This window comes from Raoultella sp. (assembly GCF_039594335.1).
Taxonomy (GTDB): domain Bacteria; phylum Pseudomonadota; class Gammaproteobacteria; order Enterobacterales; family Enterobacteriaceae; genus Klebsiella.
Window position 1 is genome coordinate 1 of record NZ_JBCNNS010000079.1, and the last position, 18,407, is coordinate 18,407.

The following is an 18,407-nucleotide window of genomic DNA, read 5'->3' on the forward strand; positions in this document are numbered from 1 at the left end:
GACGCTACGCTTAAAAAGCCAGTCAGGTTTCCTGACTGGCTTTTTTATTAGCCCGGCACCGTACCACGATAATATCCGCCTCTGTTCCCTCATAATGAATTACATTCCATTAATATTTCCCCTCCAATTAAGCAGCAAACAATTCATATAAAAACCGGATGGCTGTTTTTTCTGAATGCCCACACTTATTGATGGGTAAAAATTCTACACGTATCAAAAAATCAGTAAATCAAAGGCGATATAGTCAAAAAGTCCAATGAATCATGTGATTACTTTTCCTTTTATCTTCGGTTTCATGACGCCGGGGAGGGTGTTTTATATCTGAAAAAATGCGCCGGGGAGAGGGCTAAATAATACGGCAGCGGAAAATAAATCTTTTGATTTTCATAGCCTGGGGCTGGGGGATGCATGGAATTCGCAATACAACTCATCATTATCTTAATTTGTCTTTTTTATGGTGCGAGAAAAGGCGGTATCGCACTGGGCCTTTTAGGCGGAATCGGACTGGTTATTTTGGTCTTTGTCTTCCATATTCAGCCGGGTAAACCGCCGGTTGATGTGATGCTGGTGATCATTGCGGTGGTCGCCGCCTCGGCGACGCTTCAGGCCTCCGGCGGGTTAGATGTGATGCTGCAGATTGCGGAGAAACTTCTGCGGCGCAATCCAAAATATGTCTCCATTGTGGCACCCTTCGTCACCTGTACGCTGACCATCCTTTGCGGCACCGGCCACGTGGTTTATACGATTCTGCCGATTATTTATGACGTCGCTATCAAGAACAATATTCGCCCCGAACGCCCGATGGCGGCAAGTTCCATTGGCGCGCAGATGGGGATTATCGCCAGCCCGGTGTCTGTGGCGGTGGTGTCATTGGTGGCGATGCTGGGGAACTTTACCTTCAACGGCAAGCATCTCGAATTCCTCGATCTGCTGGCTATTACCATTCCCTCTACGCTGTTGGGGATTCTGGCCATCGGCATTTTTAGCTGGTTTCGCGGTAAAGACTTAGATAAAGACGAAGAGTTTCAGGCTTTCATCTCAACGCCGGAAAACCGTCATTATGTTTATGGCGATACAGCAACGCTGCTGGACCGAAAACTGCCGACCAGTAACTGGGTCGCTATGTGGATCTTCCTGGCGTCGATTGCCGTGGTTGCCGTTCTGGGGGCTTTCTCCGAACTTCGACCGGCATTCAATGGCAAGCCGCTGTCGATGGTACTGGTGATTCAGATGTTCATGCTGTTCTCCGGCGCACTTATTATCATCATCACCAAAACTAATCCGGCGTCGATTTCTAAGAATGAGGTTTTCCGCTCGGGGATGATCGCCATTGTGGCGGTGTACGGCATCGCCTGGATGGCGGAAACGATGTTCGGCGCGCACATGTCGGAGATTAAAGGCGTGCTCGGCGAAATGGTGAAGGAGTATCCGTGGGCCTATGCCATCGTTCTGCTGATTGTTTCCAAATTCGTGAATTCCCAGGCCGCAGCGCTGGCAGCGATTGTTCCGGTGGCGCTGGCGATTGGCGTCGATCCGGCCTACATTGTCGCCTCTGCGCCAGCCTGCTACGGCTATTATATTCTGCCAACCTACCCGAGCGACCTGGCGGCGATTCAGTTCGATCGCTCAGGGACCACGCATATCGGCCGCTTTGTGATTAACCATAGCTTTATTCTGCCGGGGCTCATTGGCGTCAGCGTTTCGTGCGTGTTTGGTTGGGTCTTTGCGGCGCTTTACGGTTTCTTGTAATAAGAAAGCAGGTGTCTGAAGGGCACCTGCTATTAATCGCGTGACTTGGCTACGCGGTGCGACGATACAGTTCAATCATATCGGTTGCCAGATCCTGTATCACCATGGCATTCATCAGATGATCCTGGGAGTGAACGGTAATCAGGTTCACCGGCAGCTTACCGGTGCCTTCATCCAGGCCGATGAGCTGGGTCTGGATTTTATGCGCGTGTTTCACAAACTCATGTGATTCTGCCATTGCCTGCTCGGAAGCCGCAAAATCACCTTTGCGGGCCAGCTGCAGAGCCGTTAATGCCGAACTGCGGGCTGAACCAGCATTCACCAACAGCTCCATGATGATCGTTTCTAAATCTTCCATGACTTACTCCATCAACTTCAGGGCTTTATCGAGAACAGCATCGCCTTTCATCATACCGTAATCCATCATATCGATAACGGCGACTTTTTTACCAAACGGGTCAGCCAGCGCCTGTAGCTTAGCTTGCTCGTACTTCACCTGAGGGCCGAGCAGGATAATATCGGCAGCAGCAAGATTATCTTTAAACTCGGCAACCGGTACGGCTTTGATGGAGACTTCCACCCCCTTTTGTTGCGCAGCAGCCTGCATACGTTGAACCAGCATGCTGGTGGACATTCCAGCGGCGCAGCATAAAACGATATTCTTCATAGTAGATGGCCCTTATGTTCCCTTGATGCATCATCTTTATCGCGGGCCGACAGACACGACAACCGCTTTGCCGTGATTGTGTGTAAGGCATCACAAAATAATGAAACCGGTTTCGGTTTTATGCCTGAAAACAGTAAAACCCAGGCTGACGGGCCTGTAGATACCGGTGGTTTTAAGTGCGGATGATCCGGTTTTTACCCTGCTGTTTGGCTTTATAAAGCGCCTCATCCACACTCACAACTAGCTGTTCCAGAGGCTCCATATTCCATTCGCCCAGGCCCGCGCTGAAAGTTACCGTCAATCCCTCTTCACGCCAGGAGCGCGACGCGACACGTGCCCGCCAGCTCTCCAGCAGCATCAGAGCGTCATCGCTACGCCCGGAAAAGATCACCGCAAATTCTTCACCGCCGTAGCGGTAAAGTGAAATTTGCAGGGGCTGGAGGATCTGCAACCCTTCCCGCGCGACATTGCGCAGAACGATATCGCCATTGAGGTGACCCCAGGTGTCGTTTATCGCTTTGAAGTTATCAATATCAACCAGCGCGAGAGAGAAGGAATGATGATCGTTCATCAGCGCGGCGATATCGCTATCGAAGGCGCGGCGGTTCTTGCAGCCGGTTAGCGCATCGATGGTCGCCTGGCGAACGTAGGTTAACTCGCGCTGCTTATTGCTCTCAATCGCTTTGCTGAGCATAGCCTCCAGACGTGGGGCGCGCTGTACATCCCCGGTTTTAATGGCGTTAATGATGTTCATCAACACGCTACGTGAAGTATGGCGCAGATAGAGTCCGAACAGCACGATGACGATAGCGGCCAGGGCAAAACTCCAGGAGACGATATCCGTTTCATGGCGCGTTAAGTTGATGAGCGTCGAGTTATCGACACGATAAATAACGAACCAGTCGGGGTTGGTAAATGAATAGTAATAGTACCAGGCGTCGGTATCGGTATCGTAAAGCTGGCCTTCGCCGCTGGTCATTCTGTTCATCAATGCTTCGCTGACGTAGGGTTTGAATAATGCGCCAGGGTCGGGATGAAGAACGACTTTACCATCGCGTTGCACTACAAAAAATTCCCCCTGAACCGGGGCGACCATCTGCCGTAACGCGTAGCCCATTGAGATCAGATCAAGATGAAAAGCGAGACTACCTTTCAGCCGTCCTTCTGACGAGATTATGGGTTTGTAGAGGGTAATCGTCGGATGATGCGTGAAGTAGTCGATGTACGGGCTGGTATACCGACTGAAGGTACTGGCTTCCGCTTGTTTAATAAACCACGGTCTCGATTTGGCATTGAAGGCCTGGCTGTCTTCGGTCTCAAGGACCTCGGGCGCACGCAGATAGTGCCCATCGGTATCCGCCAGCGAGATTGACGACACGGTCTGCATCATATTCTGCAACTGCATTAACAGCATCAAACCTTTCTCTGGATTGATGTTGACCGCATTGTTCAGCGCGTCATTTCGTGAGAAGAAAGTCGCGGCGCGGCTGAGGATAAAGTCATTGCCCCGCAGCAGCGTCTCCGTATAGTTCGTCGCCATATTATGAGTGAAGTTGCGGTTAATATGATGATAATCTTCAAGAAAGTCTTTTCTTTGTGTCATCGTGGCAAACACCGCGATGAGCAAGAAGCTGAATAAAATACCCGCAAACCCGATCACAATTGGCGTGGTGAAAGAGAGCTTTCTGTTATGACGAGCCATGAGTCGTAAATCGTTCCAGAAGAGTTAAACCGTGGATGAAGACGCAGGTTTAGCCAGCATGCCTGCTGAGCGAATCAGATAAAACGGCGTTAATTATAATGCTGACGTTGTGATATGGGCGGATTTATATTCGATATGAATAAAATTCCCTGCGTCGCGAAGAGAAGGGAGCAGGGCGGAAATGAGGAAGAGATATCATCCGCCCTGGACAGCATCCGTTGCTGACAAGGGCAGAATAGAGAAACAGCAATATGACCACCATCTCCCGTTTCTCTTATTACGATCGTCCACGAAGAGCGTTTAAGAAATTACATGCTTCATCATGATGACTGAGAAGCGCGTCCCAGCCAGCTATCCCAGTCTTTCCATACCGGCTGTAGTCCGCTGGCCACCAGCGCGCTGGCGACCTCTTCCGGGCGACGGTCATCGTGAGGTGAGAACTGCTCCAGCTCCGGATGGTTGTCGGCATATCCGCCGGGCTGGGTTTTCGAAAAGGCGCTGACGTTGTTGATGGCCAGCGGAATAACCCGATCGCGGAACCAGGGGGATTCGCGGGTGGAGAGCGAGAGTTCGACTTCCGGGGCCAGCAGGCGGAAGGCGCAAATGGTCTGCACCAGCTGTCGTTCATCCATTAATGAGGCGGGCTCGATACCCCCGGCGCAAGGACGTAGTCGCGGAAAGGAAATGGAGTAGCGGCTGCGCCAGTAGCGTTGCTGGAGCCACAGCAGATGTTCCGCCACCATAAAGCAATCCACGCGCCAGCTGTCGGAGAGGCCAATTAACGCGCCAAGGCCAATCTTATCAATCCCCGCCTGTCCAAGTCGATCCGGCGTATCCAGCCGCCAGAAGAAGTCCTGTTTTTTGCCTTTCAGATGATGTTTCGCATACATGCTTTCATGATAGGTCTCCTGATAGACCATTACCCCGTCCAGCCCGAGGGTTTTCAGTTCGGCATACTCCTCCATTGCCAACGGCTGGACCTCCATATGCAGCGAGGCGAACTGGCGGCGAATCGCGGGCAGATGCTGGCGAAAATAGTCCATCCCGACTTTGCCCTGATGTTCGCCGGTCACCAGCAGCAGATGCTCAAAGCCCATTTCGCGGATCGCCGCGCATTCACGGGCAATTTCCGCCTCATCCAGGGTCTTGCGTTTGATGCGGTTACTCATTGAGAAACCGCAGTAGGTACAATCGTTGGCGCACAGATTAGAGAGATATAGCGGGACATAAAAGCTGACGGTATTACCAAAACGCTGGCGAGTCAGGCGCTGAGCACGCTGCGCCAGAGGCTCCAGATAACCTGCGGCCGCAGGAGAGAGCAGAGCCATCATATCGTCACGGCTGAGCTGTTTTGCCGCCAGAGCGTGTTCAACATCGGCGGTGGTTTTACTGTTGATACGCAGGCGAATATCGTCCCAGTCCAGTTGCCGCCAGCGGTCAGTGAAAGTGTTCATACCAGCGCCTCCAGAAAGCCGGTCAGCGGGCTGGTGGCCTGCGCCTGAGCGCTGCGCACGCCCGGACCGGCCTGCCGTGCCAGCAATCCGGCATCAATCGCCAGGCGGAAAGCCCGGGCCATGGTTACCGGGTCGTCGGCAACGGCGATGGCGGTATTCACCAGCACCGCGTCAGCGCCCATTTCCAGCGCCTGCGCCGCATGGCTCGGCACGCCAATACCCGCATCAACGACCACTGGCACGGTGGCCTGCTCGATAATAATCTCCAGCATCGCTTTGGTTTCCAGCCCCTGATTGGAACCGATTGGCGCGCCGAGTGGCATCACCGCCGCGCAGCCCGCTTCTTCCAGACGTTTGCACAGCACCGGATCGGCGCCGCAGTAGGGGAGCACCACGAAGCCTTCCCGTACCAGAATGTCTGCCGCTTTCAGCGTTTCAATCGGATCGGGGAGCAGCCAGCGCGCGTCCGGGTGGATTTCCAGCTTCAGCCAGTGGGTCCCCAGCGCCTCCCGCGCCAGGCGAGCGGCAAAGACGGCTTCTTCTGCCGTTTTGGCCCCGGAGGTATTGGGCAACAGGCTTACACCCGCCGCCAGCAGCGGCGCGAGAATTGCGTCATTATGCTGACGGAGATCGACACGCTTCATCGCCAGCGTCACCAACTGACTGCCGGAGGCGCGGATAGCCTCCACCATGACGTCGGGGGCGGCGAATTTACCTGTGCCGGTGAAAAGATGGGATTCAAACGTTTTATCCGCAATACGTAACATGTCAGCCTCCAGCGATAACCTGAAAAAGCAGGATTTGGTCGCCTTCCTGCAAAAGATGTTTTTCCCACCGCTCGCGCGGGAGAATGTGTTGATTGAGCGCCAGCGCGACGCCTGGCTGATGCTGTTCCAGTTGAGTGAGCAGAGCGGCGACGGAGATCGCTTCGGCACACTGCAACGGTTCATCGTTAAACCATACCTGCATGCTGCCCTCCGCATACCGGACAGCCCTGCGCCCGCTGTAGCGCGAGAGTACGCCAGCTGCTGGTGCGAGCGTCGAACAAACACAGAGTATTACGCGGCGTCGCCATACCGCTGAGCAGCTTGATTGCTTCCAGCGCCTGCAGGGTGCCCATCATGCCAACCACCGGGCCGATGATGCCCGCCGTACGGCAGTTGCGTTCGGGCTCGCTATCATCCGGCCACAGGCAGCGGTAGCAGCCCTGTTCCCACGGTGGCGTCAGTACCATTAACTGGCCCCCCAGTCCGACGGCGCTGGCGGTAATCAGCGGGGTCTTAAGCATGACGCAGGCGGCATTGATCGCCTGGCGAGTCACCATGTTATCGGTGCAATCCAGTACCACATCGGCCTTCGCCACTTCATCCAGCAGGGCCTTTCCGCCTAACCGCTGCCTCAGCGCAATCAGTTCAATGTGCGGGTTGAGACGAGCCAGCTTTGCTCTGGCGACCGTGGTTTTGGGCTGAGCGATATCATCGCTGGTGAACAGAATTTGCCGCTGTAGGTTGCTGATGTGCACGTCGTCGTCATCGGTCAGCACCAGCGTGCCGACGCCGGCGCCGGCCAGATAGAGCGCCGCAGGCGAACCCAGCCCACCGAGACCGACGATCAATACCCGGCTGGCCAGCAGCTTTTGCTGGCCTTCAATGGCGATATCTTCCAGCAGCAACTGGCGGCTATAGCGCATAAAATCGCTGTCATTCATCGCCAGCTCCCGCGATCGTCAGTAGCTGCGCGGTGGCCTGCTGCCAGTCTGCCGCTTGGGTAATCGCACTGACGATCGCAATACTGCCAACGCCGGTTTCCAGTACCGCCGGCGCCCGTGCCAGACTGATGCCGCCGATCGCCACCGTCGGGTAATCCTCCAGGCGCTGGATATGGCGGGCAAGCTGTTCCAGCCCCTGAGGAGCGGAAGGCATCTGTTTGGTTTGCGTGGGGAAAACGTGGCCCAGAGCGATGTAGGAAGGGCGTGCGGCCAGCGCAACGTCGATCTCCATATCGTCATGGGTCGAGACACCAAGACGCAGGCCGGCGTTGCGGATTGCGCTGAGGTCTGTGGTTTCCAGATCTTCCTGGCCTAAATGCACGCCATAAGCCTGATGTTTGATGGCCAACCGCCAGTAATCATTAATAAACAGTCGCGCATCGTGTTGGCGTCCCAGAGCAATGGCGGCGACCACATCGTCTTCCACTTCGCTGTCGCGTTTATCTTTGATGCGCAGTTGAATAGTACGAACGCCCGCAGTCAGCAAACGTTCAATCCACTCTACGCTATCGACGACCGGGTAGAGTCCTAAGCGGAAAGGGACGGATGGAAAATCGGGTTGATACATCAGGCTTGCTCCTTACGTAAATAGATCTCACCGCCAAGAGCGCGGAAGTCCTGGGATTTGTCGGCCATACCGGCTTCGATATGCTGTCGGGCGGCATAATCGCGGACTTCCTGGGTGATTTTCATTGAACAGAATTTAGGCCCGCACATGGAGCAGAAATGGGCGACTTTGCCGGACTCCTGCGGCAGCGTTTCATCGTGATAGGCGCGGGCGGTGAACGGGTCGAGCGCGAGGTTAAACTGGTCTTCCCAGCGGAATTCAAACCGCGCTTTGGACATGGCGTTATCGCGGATCTGTGCCCCAGGGTGCCCTTTGGCGAGGTCTGCGGCATGCGCGGCGATTTTGTAGGTGATCAATCCCTGTTTCACGTCCTCTTTATTGGGCAGGCCGAGATGCTCTTTCGGTGTGACGTAGCAGAGCATCGCGCAGCCGAACCAGCCGATCATCGCCGCGCCGATACCGGAGGTGAAGTGGTCATAGCCGGGAGCGATATCGGTGGTTAATGGCCCAAGAGTGTAGAACGGTGCTTCGTGGCAGTGGGTCAGCTCTTCGGTCATATTGCGGCGGATCATCTGCATGGGGACGTGGCCCGGTCCTTCAATCATGACCTGTACATCATATTCCCAGGCGATTTTGGTTAGCTCGCCCAGGGTATGCAGTTCGGCAAACTGGGCTTCGTCGTTGGCATCCTGAATCGAACCCGGGCGCAGGCCATCGCCTAAGGAGAGCGAGACATCATAGGCGGCGCAGATTGCGCAGATTTCACGGAAATGCTGATACAGGAAATTCTCCTGATGATGGGAAAGGCACCATTTCGCCATGATCGACCCGCCGCGGGAGACGATGCCGGTCAGCCGTCCGGCGGTCATCGGCACGTAGCGCAGCAGGACGCCGGCATGGATGGTGAAATAGTCAACGCCTTGCTCTGCCTGCTCCAGCAGCGTGTCGCGGAAGGCTTCCCAGGTGAGGTTTTCGGCGATACCGTTCACCTTCTCCAGCGCCTGGTAGATGGGGACGGTACCGATAGGGACCGGGCTATTGCGCAGGATCCACTCGCGGGTTTCGTGAATATAACGCCCGGTGGACAAATCCATGACCGTGTCAGCGCCCCAGCGCGTCGACCACACCAGTTTTTCCACCTCCTCTTCAATGGAAGAGGTAACCGCCGAGTTACCGATGTTGGCGTTGACCTTCACCAGAAAATTACGGCCGATAATCATCGGTTCCGACTCAGGATGGTTGATATTGGCTGGAATGATCGCGCGGCCGGCGGCGACTTCATCCCGGACGAACTCCGCGGAGATATTCTCCGGCAGGCGAGCGCCAAAACCTTCGCCCGGATGTTGGTGGCGCAGCACTTCGCCACGAATGCGTTCGCGACCCATATTTTCGCGAATGGCGATGAATTCCATCTCAGGGGTGACAATCCCCTGACGGGCATAGTGCAGCTGCGTCACGCATTTCCCGACGATGGCGCGCCTGGGCGTAAGCAGACCGGAAAAGCGCAGCGCGTTAAGACTATCATCCGCCAGCCGCTCTCTGGTATAGGCTGAGCTGCGATCGCTAAGCGTTTCGCAGTCGCGACGCGCATCAATCCACGGTTGACGCAGTTTCGCCAGACCCTGCTGAACGTTTATCGCGATGTGCGGATCGCCATAGGGGCCGGACGTGTCGTAGACCGGGATGGCTTCGTTTGCTTCATACTGAGGATGGTCTTTGCTGCCGCCGATAAGCGTCGGGCTAAGCTGAATTTCGCGCATCGGCACGCGAATATCTTCCTGCGAACCGCGGATATAGATGCGCTGCGAATTGGGAAATGCGGTGCCTTCCAGGGTGTCGATAAAGCGCTGGGCGCGTTCGCGTTGCTCTCGACGCGTAAGTGATGTTGTAGACATAGCTCATTCCAGTTAAACAGGATATGGCTTGCCAGACGACGGATGGAGTAACAGATGCGATCGGCCATGAAGAGGCAGATGCTAAACGCAGTTTACTCTTGTTCCCTTCGCAGGTATTAACCTGATCAGGTTCCGCGGATCCCGAATTAACGGTCTCAGCCTTTTCCAGTGTGGAAAATGGGCACTCCGACAAGATAACAACTCCCTCCGTAGAGGGAGAATGTCTGTAAATTACTCGCTAACGATTCACAACTCAAGCCGTCGGCGCGATATTGTCGCTGACGTTGTCTTGCAGGTTGCACGAAATGGCGAGGGCTATCAGCTTATCTTCCAGCGCAAAGCGGGCTTCCAGCGCTTCGCCGATATCGGACAGAGCCTGCTGGAACTCAAGATAATTATCGTGATCGATGGCGTTTTCGAGGCAGGAGTCGTAGTCATCCATAATTTGCTGGGTATTGGCTTCCAGCTGCGGATAGAGCCTGGTGGCCGCCAAAAGCGGCGTATCACCTTCCATTTCGCCAAGAATACGTTCATAAATACTAAAATGGCCGGAGGAGAGATAATCCACCAGGCTTTGGCAAAAGTTATCCAGCGCCTTTTCGTTAAGCCGCATAAAGGATTCTTTTGCCGGTTTCAGGCCAACCAGCTTGTAGTAAGCGACGAGCAAATGCTTACGTACATGCAGCCAGCGATCGACCAGTTCATTACTGCCTCCAACACGTTTCGTCAGGTTTTCCAGCTGGTTTAACATGGTTGACTCCGCAAGATTAAGAAAATAACGTTGCTCACCAAAATGTAAATATAATGTTAAAAGTGCCAGTAAAACGAAGGTAGTGCAATAGATATGGATCGTATTATTGAAAAATTAGATCGCGGCTGGTGGATCGTCAGTCACGAACAAAAATTATGGTTACCCGATGGGGAATTACCACATGGCGAAGCGGTAAATTTCAATCTTGTCGGCCAGCACGCGCTGCATATTGGCGAATGGCAAGGCGACGCGGTATGGATGGTGCGCCAGGATCGTCGGCATGATATGGGATCGTTGCGGCAGTTATTGGATCAGGATCCGGGACTGTTTCAGCTGGCGGGACGCGGGGTTCAGCTCGCCGAATTTTACCGCTCGCATCAATTTTGCGGTTACTGCGGGCATCCTATGCATCCCAGCAAAACCGAATGGGCGATGCTCTGCAACCACTGCCGCGAGCGTTATTACCCGCAAATCGCACCCTGCATGATCGTGGCGATTCGCCGGGACGACTCGATCTTGCTGGCACAGCACACCCGCCATCGTAATGGCGTACATACGGTGCTGGCTGGATTTGTCGAAGTGGGGGAGACCCTTGAGGAGGCGGTTGCCCGTGAGGTGATGGAAGAGTGCGGTCTGAAGGTGAAAAATCTGCGCTATGTGACCTCCCAGCCATGGCCGTTCCCGCAGTCGCTAATGACCGCATTTATGGCGGAATATGATAGCGGCGACATTGTGATCGACAAGAAAGAGCTGCTGCAGGCTGGCTGGTATCGCTATGACGATTTACCGCTGCTGCCGCCGCCGGGTACGGTAGCGCGCCGTCTGATAGAAGACACTGTGGCAATGTGTCGGGCTGACGAGGAATGACGTGATACAATAACGGCCTGACGCTTAAGGAACTGCAAAATGACCGAACTGAAGAACGATCGTTATCTGCGTGCGCTGCTGCGCCAACCCGTTGATGTGACCCCGGTGTGGATGATGCGCCAGGCGGGCCGCTATTTACCGGAGTACAAAGCCACTCGCGCCCAGGCGGGCGACTTTATGTCGCTGTGTAAAAACGCCGAGCTGGCCTGCGAAGTCACATTGCAGCCGATGCGCCGCTATGCGCTGGACGCGGCGATCCTCTTCTCGGACATTTTGACCATCCCGGACGCCATGGGGCTGGGGCTCTATTTCGAAACTGGTGAAGGCCCCCGTTTCACCTCGACGATTACCTGCAAGGCCGATGTCGACAAACTGCCGGTGCCCGATCCGGAAGATGAGCTCGGCTACGTGATGAATGCCGTGCGGACGATTCGCCGCGAACTAAAAGGCGAGGTTCCACTGATTGGCTTCTCCGGTAGCCCGTGGACGCTGGCGACCTATATGGTTGAAGGGGGGAGCAGCAAGGCCTTCACCGTGATCAAGAAAATGATGTATGCCGACCCGCAGGCGCTGCATGCGCTGCTCGAAAAGCTGGCCAAAAGCGTCACGCTGTACCTGAACGCTCAAATCAAAGCGGGTGCCCAGTCGGTGATGATTTTCGATACCTGGGGTGGCGTGCTGACTGGCCGCGATTATCAGCAGTTCTCACTATATTACATGCACAAAATCGTTGATGGCCTGCTGCGTGAAAATGAAGGCCGTCGCGTCCCGGTGACCTTATTCACCAAAGGCGGCGGACAGTGGCTCGAAGCAATGGCCGAAACCGGCTGCGATGCGCTGGGTCTCGACTGGACCACCGATATCGCCGACGCTCGCCGTCGCGTGGGCCACAAAGTGGCGTTGCAGGGCAATATGGATCCCTCGATGCTCTATGCGCCTGCTGGCCGCATTGAAGAGGAAGTCGCGACCATACTGGCTGGCTTTGGTCAGGGAGAGGGTCATGTCTTCAACCTGGGCCATGGCATCCATCAGGATGTGAACCCTGAACACGCGGGCGTATTTGTGGAAGCGGTGCACCGGTTGTCGGCGCAATACCATCGTTAAGGAGCGAATATGGATCTGGCGTCGCTACGCGAGCGGCAGCAAGAGCTGGCCGCGTCGGTCATTCGTGCGGATCGACTGGATCGCGATCCTCCCCGGCTGATCGGCGGTGCGGACGTTGGCTTCGAGCAAGAAGGTGACGTGACGCGGGCGGCTATTGTGCTGCTCGCTTATCCCTCTCTGGAACTGGTTGAGTATCAGGTGGCGCGAGTGGCTACCACCATGCCGTATATCCCCGGTTTTCTCTCCTTTCGTGAAACACCCGCGCTGCTAGCGGCGTGGCAGCAGCTTGCACAAAAACCGGATCTGCTTTTTGTCGATGGCCACGGGATTTCCCATCCCCGTCGTCTGGGCGTCGCCAGCCATTTTGGCCTGCTGGTGGATGTCCCGACCATCGGGGTGGCCAAAAAGCGTCTGTGCGGTCAGTTTACGCTGCCGGACGATGAGTCGGGGGGGCTGGCGCCGCTGATGGACAAAAACGAGCAGTTGGCGTGGGTCTGGCGCAGCAAAGCGCGCTGCAACCCGCTGTTTGTCAGCACCGGTCACCGGGTGGCTCTCGATAGTGCGCTGGCATGGGTTCAGCGCTGCATCAAGGGCTACCGCCTGCCGGAGCCTACGCGCTGGGCTGATGCGGTTGCCTCGCGGCGTCCGGCATTTGTGCGTTGGCAAGCAAATCACCGCTGATTCAGGTACACTGCGGCTAATTTCTGACTTCGAGAATTCATCATGTTACAAAACCCGATTCATCTGCGCCTGGAGAAGCTGGAAAGCTGGCAGCACGTCACTTTTATGGCCTGTTTGTGCGAGCGCATGTACCCCAATTACGCGATGTTCTGCCAGCAAACCGAATTTGCCGACGGCCAGCTGTATCGTCGTATCCTCGATCTGATTTGGGAAACCCTGACCGTTAAAGATGCGAAGGTGAATTTCGATAGCCAGCTGGAAAAACTGGAAGAGGCGATTCCGCTTGCCGACGACTATGATCTGTACGGTGTGTATCCGGCTATCGACGCCTGTGTTGCTCTGAGTGAGCTGATTCATTCGCGTCTGAGCGGAGAAACGCTTGAGCACGCCATTGAGGTGAGTAAGAGTTCGATCACCACCGTCGCGATGCTGGAAATGACCCAGGCGGGTCGCGAAATGACCGACGAAGAGCTCAAAGAGAACCCGGCGGTTGAGCAAGAATGGGATATTCAGTGGGAAATTTTCCGCCTGCTGGCCGACTGTGAAGAACGTGATATCGAACTGATCAAAGGGCTGCGTGCAGACCTTCGTGAAGCTGGTGAGAGCAATATTGGTATAAATTTTCAGCAGTGAGACCAGAAAACGTGATTTACCGCCTGAATTGTAGCGTCTGAAGGCTTCCATTCCGCCCCCCGTCTGGTCTACATTTGGAGGGCGAAAAAAAGTGGCTATCGGTGCGTGTATGCAGGAGAGTGCTTTTCAGGCATTTCCGTCGCACTCGGTGCTTAGCAAGCGATAAACACATTGTAAGGATAACTTATGAACAAGACTCAACTGATTGATGTAATTGCGGACAAAGCTGACCTGTCCAAAGCACAGGCAAAAGCTGCCCTGGAATCTACCCTGGCTGCAATTACCGAGTCTCTGAAAGAAGGTGATGCTGTTCAACTGGTTGGTTTCGGTACCTTCAAAGTGAACCACCGCGCTGAGCGTACTGGCCGCAACCCGCAGACCGGTAAAGAAATCAAAATTGCCGCTGCTAACGTGCCGGCGTTTGTTTCTGGTAAAGCACTGAAAGACGCAGTTAAGTAAGACCGCGTGGCAGTGTACAGTTTTAACGAAGGGGCCTTAAAGCCCCTTTTGTCTATCTGGCGTCGCGTATTGATGTTGGCGGGTATCGTGATGATCTCTGCCTGTAGCCATGACTCTTCTGTCCCACCTTTTACCGCCAGCGGGTATGCGGAAAACCAGGGCGCGATGCGTATCTGGCGCCTGGACTCCCACGACGAAGTGCATCTGCTTGCCGCCTTCAGCCCGTGGCGCCACGGCAATACTTCAACCAGCGAATACCGCTGGCGGGGTGACCGACTCACGTTTATCGAACTCAACGTCTACGGCAAACCGACGGAACACATTCGCGTCCGTTTTGATGACCAGGGCGAGCTGAGCTTTATGCAGCGCGAAGTGGACGGGCAAAAGCAGCAGCTTTCCAGCGATCAGGTGGCGCTTTACCGCTACCGGGCAACGCAAATTCGCCAGACCAGCGATGCATTACGGCAGGGGCGTGTTGTTCTGCGTCAGGGACGCTGGCATGCCAACCAGACCGTGACGACCTGTGAAGGGCAAACCGTGAAGCCGGATCTGGATGCACGGGCCTTAGCTCACATTGAACGCCGCCAGAATCACTCCTCGGTTGAGGTGAGCGTGGCGTGGCTGGAAGCCGCAGACGGCGCTCAGCTTTTGCTGGTGGCCAACGAAGACTTCTGTACCTGGCAGCCGCAGGAAAAAACCTTCTGACGTCCTGTCAGTGACGCTTTACGCTATCGGCGCAGTTACCGTTCCCTCTGTCTTCCTCCTCCATACGCTTCTCTGTGGCGCGTAGTCGCATATATTCCGCAGCGGCGGACCGACGATAAAAAACGGGCGACTCCAGAATGAAGCCGCCCGTCAATGAGGCCTGTTATGAGGTCACGCTGAGGTGCTAGCGTTGCTCGCGGGCAATAGCGCGCCAGCCAATATCGCTACGGCTGAAGCTGCCTTCCCAATGAATACCTGTCAGGAGCTCGTAGGCGCGCTGCTGCGCCTGGGCAACGGTGTCGCCCAATGCCGTCACGCACAGTACGCGGCCGCCATTAGTCACCACGCGCTGGTCGTCGGCAAACTTCGTCCCGGCATGGAAGACCTTGCCATCCACCGCTTCTTCCTGCGGCAGGCCGAAGATTTCGTCGCCGGTGGTGTAGCTGCCCGGATAGCCGCCTGCGGCGACCACCACGCCCAGCGAGGCACGATCGTCCCACTCGGAGGTTTTCTCATCCAGCTTACCGTCACAGGCGGCGAGGCACAGCTCCACCATGTCGGATTTCATTCGCAGCATAATGGGCTGCGTTTCCGGATCGCCGAAACGGCAGTTGAACTCAATGACTTTTGGATTGCCCTGTTTGTCGATCATCAGACCGGCGTACAGGAAACCGGTATAGGTATTGCCTTCCGCCGCCATGCCTTTGACCGTTGGCCAAATGATGCGATCCATGGTGCGCTGATGAACCTCATCCGTGACCACCGGGGCGGGTGAATAGGCGCCCATACCACCGGTATTCGGACCGGTATCGCCATTACCTACGCGTTTGTGGTCCTGGCTGGTGGCCATCGGCAGGACGTGTTCGCCGTCGACCATGACGATAAAGCTGGCTTCTTCGCCGTCGAGGAACTCTTCGATCACGATTCGATGGCCCGCGTCGCCAAAGGCATTGCCGGCCAGCATATCCTGAACGGCCTCTTCCGCTTCCTGCAGCGTCATCGCAACAATCACGCCTTTACCCGCCGCCAGACCGTCCGCCTTGATAACAATCGGCGCGCCTTTTTCACGCAGATAGGCCAGCGCCGGTTCGACTTCGGTGAAGTTCTGATATTCCGCGGTCGGAATGTTATGCCGCGCGAGGAAATCTTTGGTAAAGGCTTTAGAGCCTTCCAACTGGGCGGCGCCTTCGGTCGGGCCGAAGATTTTCAGGCCCGCAGCGCGGAACGCATCGACAATGCCAATCACCAGCGGTGCTTCCGGGCCGACGATGGTTAGATCGATCTTTTCGCGCTGTGCAAAGTCCAGCAGCGCCGCAATATCGGTGACGCCGATATTGACGTTTTGCAGCGCGGGTTCCAGAGCGGTGCCGGCGTTACCCGGCGCCACGTAAACGGTATCGACCAGCGGAGATTGTGCCGCTTTCCATCCCAGCGCGTGCTCGCGGCCGCCGTTGCCAATCACTAATACTTTCATGTTCTGCTCCGTGAATTAATGGCGGAAGTGGCGCATGTCGGTGAAGATCATCGCAATGCCGTGTTCGTCAGCTGCGGCAATGACTTCGTCGTCACGGATAGAGCCACCAGGCTGGATAACACAGGTAATGCCCACTGCAGCAGCAGCGTCGATACCGTCACGGAACGGGAAGAAGGCGTCAGAAGCCATTGCCGAGCCTTTCACTTCCAGACCTTCATCGCCCGCTTTGATACCGGCAATTTTGGCAGAGTAAACGCGGCTCATCTGGCCTGCACCGATGCCGATAGTCATATTCTCTTTGGCGTAAACAATGGCGTTGGATTTCACGAACTTCGCCACTTTCCAGCAGAACAGTGCGTCACGCAGTTCTTGTTCAGTCGGTTGGCGTTTGCTGACCACGCGCAGTTCACCGGCGTTGACCATGCCCAGATCGCGATCCTGAACCAGCAGGCCGCCGTTAACGCGTTTGAAATCGAGACCTGGAACGCGTGCCGCCCACTCGCCGCAGGTCAGAACGCGGACGTTCTGCTTGGCCGCAGTAATCTTCAGGGCCTCTTCACTGGCGGATGGCGCAATGATCACTTCAACAAACTGGCGAGAAATGATGGCCTGCGCGGTTTCCGCATCCAGTTCGCGGTTGAAGGCGATAATGCCGCCGAACGCGGAGGTCGGGTCGGTTTTGTAGGCGCGATCGTAAGCATCCAGAATTGAGGTGCTGACCGCAACGCCGCATGGGTTGGCGTGTTTAACAATCACGCAGGCCGGTTCGCTGAACTCTTTTACACACTCCAGCGCCGCATCGGTATCGGCGATGTTGTTATAAGAAAGTGCTTTGCCTTGGACTTGGGTGGCGGTCGCAACCGACGCTTCTTTAATTTCTTCTTCTATATAGAAAGCAGCCTGCTGATGGCTGTTCTCGCCGTAGCGCATATCCTGCTTCTTAATGAAGTTCAGGTTCAGCGTACGCGGGAAGCGGCCGGAGGCTTGCTGAGTCTCACCGTGATAGGCCGGAACCATGCTGCCGAAGTAGTTAGCAATCATGCTGTCGTAGGCGGCGGTGTGCTCGAAAGCTTTAATGGCGAGATCGAAGCGGGTTTCCAGAGTCAGGGACCCGTCATTCGCATCCATCTCTTTAATAATCGCGTTGTAGTCATGGCTCTTCACTACGATAGCCACGTCTTTATGGTTCTTGGCTGCGGAGCGCACCATTGTCGGACCGCCGATATCGATATTCTCCACCGCATCTTCCAGTGAACACCCTTCGCGGGCGACGGTCTGGGCGAACGGATAAAGGTTAACAACAACCATATCGATAGGAGAGATCGCGTGCCGGGCCATGATCTCATCATCCTGGCCGCGACGGCCGAGAATGCCGCCGTGTACTTTTGGATGCAGGGTCTTAACGCGTCCATCCATCATTTCCGGGAAACCGGTGTAGTCAGAGACTTCGGTTACCGGCAGACCTTTCTCCGCCAGCAGGCGTGCGGTACCACCCGTAGACAGTAGCTCGACACCACGAGCGGAAAGAGCCTGCGCGAATTCGACGATACCGGCCTTGTCAGAAACACTGAGCAGAGCGCGGCGGACTGGACGACGTTGTTGCATGGTATTAAATCCCCAGGATTTGAACATTACAGAGAGCGTTAGGTGAATTTTTGTCTAAAAACTCACCTGACGCACCCCACCGGGCATCCTTGTCATAGCGCGGCATTGTAACGAAAACGTTTGCGCAACGCTCGCGAATTTTTATCTTTCTCTTTTTTGCCGCTCTCTTCTCTATATAGAAGGGGTTTTTGATGGACTTTATCAGCTACGAAGAGATGTGGTCTGTGGATAATTCTGTGTGTAACAGGGTATAAAGTGGGGTTTTGCTGGGGAATGCAGCAGTCAGTCATTTTTCTGCAATTTTTCTATTGCGGGCGCTCGAGAA

Annotated in this window: 19 protein-coding genes and 1 riboswitch; of the genes, 7 read left to right on the forward strand and 12 right to left on the reverse strand. The window is 55.3% G+C overall.

From position 1 onward, the window contains the following. The first annotated feature begins 408 nt into the window (after window positions 1-408). The gene (locus tag ACZAHD_RS14560; protein WP_462457411.1) at window positions 409-1,749 is read left to right on the forward strand and encodes an anaerobic C4-dicarboxylate transporter; all 1,341 of its coding nucleotides are present in this window, start codon (window positions 409-411) and stop codon (window positions 1,747-1,749) included. Between the two features lie 49 nt (window positions 1,750-1,798). Here ACZAHD_RS14560 and ACZAHD_RS14565 read toward each other — a convergent pair whose 3' ends face one another. The 10 genes from ACZAHD_RS14565 to rsd all read right to left on the reverse strand — a co-directional run bounded on the left by ACZAHD_RS14565 (window position 1,799) and on the right by rsd (window position 10,554). Next, entirely contained in the window at window positions 1,799-2,107 is a 309-nt protein-coding gene (locus ACZAHD_RS14565; RefSeq protein WP_004118423.1) for a PTS lactose/cellobiose transporter subunit IIA, read from the reverse strand. Window positions 2,108-2,110: 3 nt separating this feature from the next. After that, window positions 2,111-2,416: a PTS sugar transporter subunit IIB gene (locus ACZAHD_RS14570; RefSeq protein ID WP_041143545.1), complete on the reverse strand. Its 306-nt coding sequence runs from the start codon at window positions 2,414-2,416 to the stop codon at window positions 2,111-2,113. Window positions 2,417-2,588: 172 nt separating this feature from the next. Next, window positions 2,589-4,118, reverse strand: a complete 1,530-nt coding sequence (locus ACZAHD_RS14575) for a sensor domain-containing diguanylate cyclase (protein ID WP_462457412.1) — start codon at window positions 4,116-4,118, stop codon at window positions 2,589-2,591. A gap of 320 nt (window positions 4,119-4,438) precedes the next feature. Further along, window positions 4,439-5,572 carry a 2-iminoacetate synthase ThiH gene (thiH, locus tag ACZAHD_RS14580; RefSeq protein WP_462457413.1) on the reverse strand — a complete coding sequence of 378 codons (1,134 nt, stop codon included), beginning with the start codon at window positions 5,570-5,572 and terminating at the stop codon, window positions 4,439-4,441. Beyond that, entirely contained in the window at window positions 5,569-6,339 is a 771-nt protein-coding gene (gene thiG / locus ACZAHD_RS14585; protein ID WP_462457414.1) for a thiazole synthase, read from the reverse strand. The genes thiH and thiG overlap by 4 nt, the downstream gene beginning before the upstream one ends. 1 nt (window position 6,340) lies before the next feature. Next, window positions 6,341-6,541, reverse strand: coding sequence for a sulfur carrier protein ThiS (gene thiS, locus ACZAHD_RS14590; RefSeq protein WP_462457415.1), 201 nt, complete (start codon window positions 6,539-6,541; stop codon window positions 6,341-6,343). Beyond that, the gene (locus tag ACZAHD_RS14595) at window positions 6,525-7,280 is read right to left on the reverse strand and encodes a HesA/MoeB/ThiF family protein (RefSeq protein ID WP_462457416.1); all 756 of its coding nucleotides are present in this window, start codon (window positions 7,278-7,280) and stop codon (window positions 6,525-6,527) included. The genes thiS and ACZAHD_RS14595 overlap by 17 nt, the downstream gene beginning before the upstream one ends. Then, a complete protein-coding gene (thiE, locus tag ACZAHD_RS14600) occupies window positions 7,273-7,908 on the reverse strand; it encodes a thiamine phosphate synthase (RefSeq protein WP_462457417.1) in 636 nt (211 codons plus the stop codon). Before thiE ends, ACZAHD_RS14595 begins: the two co-directional genes overlap by 8 nt. Beyond that, window positions 7,908-9,803, reverse strand: coding sequence for a phosphomethylpyrimidine synthase ThiC (thiC, locus tag ACZAHD_RS14605; RefSeq protein ID WP_462457418.1), 1,896 nt, complete (start codon window positions 9,801-9,803; stop codon window positions 7,908-7,910). The genes thiE and thiC overlap by 1 nt, the downstream gene beginning before the upstream one ends. An 85-nt stretch (window positions 9,804-9,888) precedes the next feature. Continuing rightward, window positions 9,889-10,002, reverse strand: a riboswitch (TPP riboswitch). A gap of 54 nt (window positions 10,003-10,056) precedes the next feature. Next, the gene (gene rsd, locus ACZAHD_RS14610) at window positions 10,057-10,554 is read right to left on the reverse strand and encodes a sigma D regulator (protein ID WP_462457419.1); all 498 of its coding nucleotides are present in this window, start codon (window positions 10,552-10,554) and stop codon (window positions 10,057-10,059) included. Between the two features lie 93 nt (window positions 10,555-10,647). Between rsd and nudC the strand changes: the two genes are divergently transcribed. The 6 genes from nudC (at window position 10,648) to ACZAHD_RS14640 (ending at window position 15,003) form a co-directional block, all read left to right on the forward strand. After that, complete coding sequence (nudC, locus tag ACZAHD_RS14615) at window positions 10,648-11,421, forward strand: NAD(+) diphosphatase (RefSeq protein ID WP_462457420.1); 774 nt, start codon at window positions 10,648-10,650, stop codon at window positions 11,419-11,421. A gap of 39 nt (window positions 11,422-11,460) precedes the next feature. Next, window positions 11,461-12,525 carry a uroporphyrinogen decarboxylase gene (gene hemE, locus ACZAHD_RS14620; RefSeq protein ID WP_462457421.1) on the forward strand — a complete coding sequence of 355 codons (1,065 nt, stop codon included), beginning with the start codon at window positions 11,461-11,463 and terminating at the stop codon, window positions 12,523-12,525. A 9-nt stretch (window positions 12,526-12,534) separates the two neighbouring features. Then, window positions 12,535-13,206: a deoxyribonuclease V gene (gene nfi, locus ACZAHD_RS14625; protein ID WP_462457422.1), complete on the forward strand. Its 672-nt coding sequence runs from the start codon at window positions 12,535-12,537 to the stop codon at window positions 13,204-13,206. Between the two features lie 42 nt (window positions 13,207-13,248). Continuing rightward, window positions 13,249-13,839: a YjaG family protein gene (locus ACZAHD_RS14630; RefSeq protein ID WP_462457423.1), complete on the forward strand. Its 591-nt coding sequence runs from the start codon at window positions 13,249-13,251 to the stop codon at window positions 13,837-13,839. A gap of 186 nt (window positions 13,840-14,025) precedes the next feature. After that, window positions 14,026-14,298: a nucleoid-associated protein HU-alpha gene (hupA, locus tag ACZAHD_RS14635; protein ID WP_002884342.1), complete on the forward strand. Its 273-nt coding sequence runs from the start codon at window positions 14,026-14,028 to the stop codon at window positions 14,296-14,298. Between the two features lie 12 nt (window positions 14,299-14,310). After that, window positions 14,311-15,003, forward strand: a complete 693-nt coding sequence (locus ACZAHD_RS14640) for a DUF1481 domain-containing protein (protein WP_462457426.1) — start codon at window positions 14,311-14,313, stop codon at window positions 15,001-15,003. 184 nt (window positions 15,004-15,187) lie between these two features. Here ACZAHD_RS14640 and purD read toward each other — a convergent pair whose 3' ends face one another. Both purD and purH read right to left on the reverse strand, forming a co-directional pair. After that, on the reverse strand, window positions 15,188-16,477 hold the full coding sequence (gene purD / locus ACZAHD_RS14645) for a phosphoribosylamine--glycine ligase (protein WP_462457424.1): 1,290 nt from the start codon (window positions 16,475-16,477) through the stop codon (window positions 15,188-15,190). Between the two features lie 15 nt (window positions 16,478-16,492). Next, the gene (gene purH / locus ACZAHD_RS14650; RefSeq protein WP_462457425.1) at window positions 16,493-18,082 is read right to left on the reverse strand and encodes a bifunctional phosphoribosylaminoimidazolecarboxamide formyltransferase/IMP cyclohydrolase; all 1,590 of its coding nucleotides are present in this window, start codon (window positions 18,080-18,082) and stop codon (window positions 16,493-16,495) included. Between the last annotated feature and the right edge of the window lie 325 nt (window positions 18,083-18,407).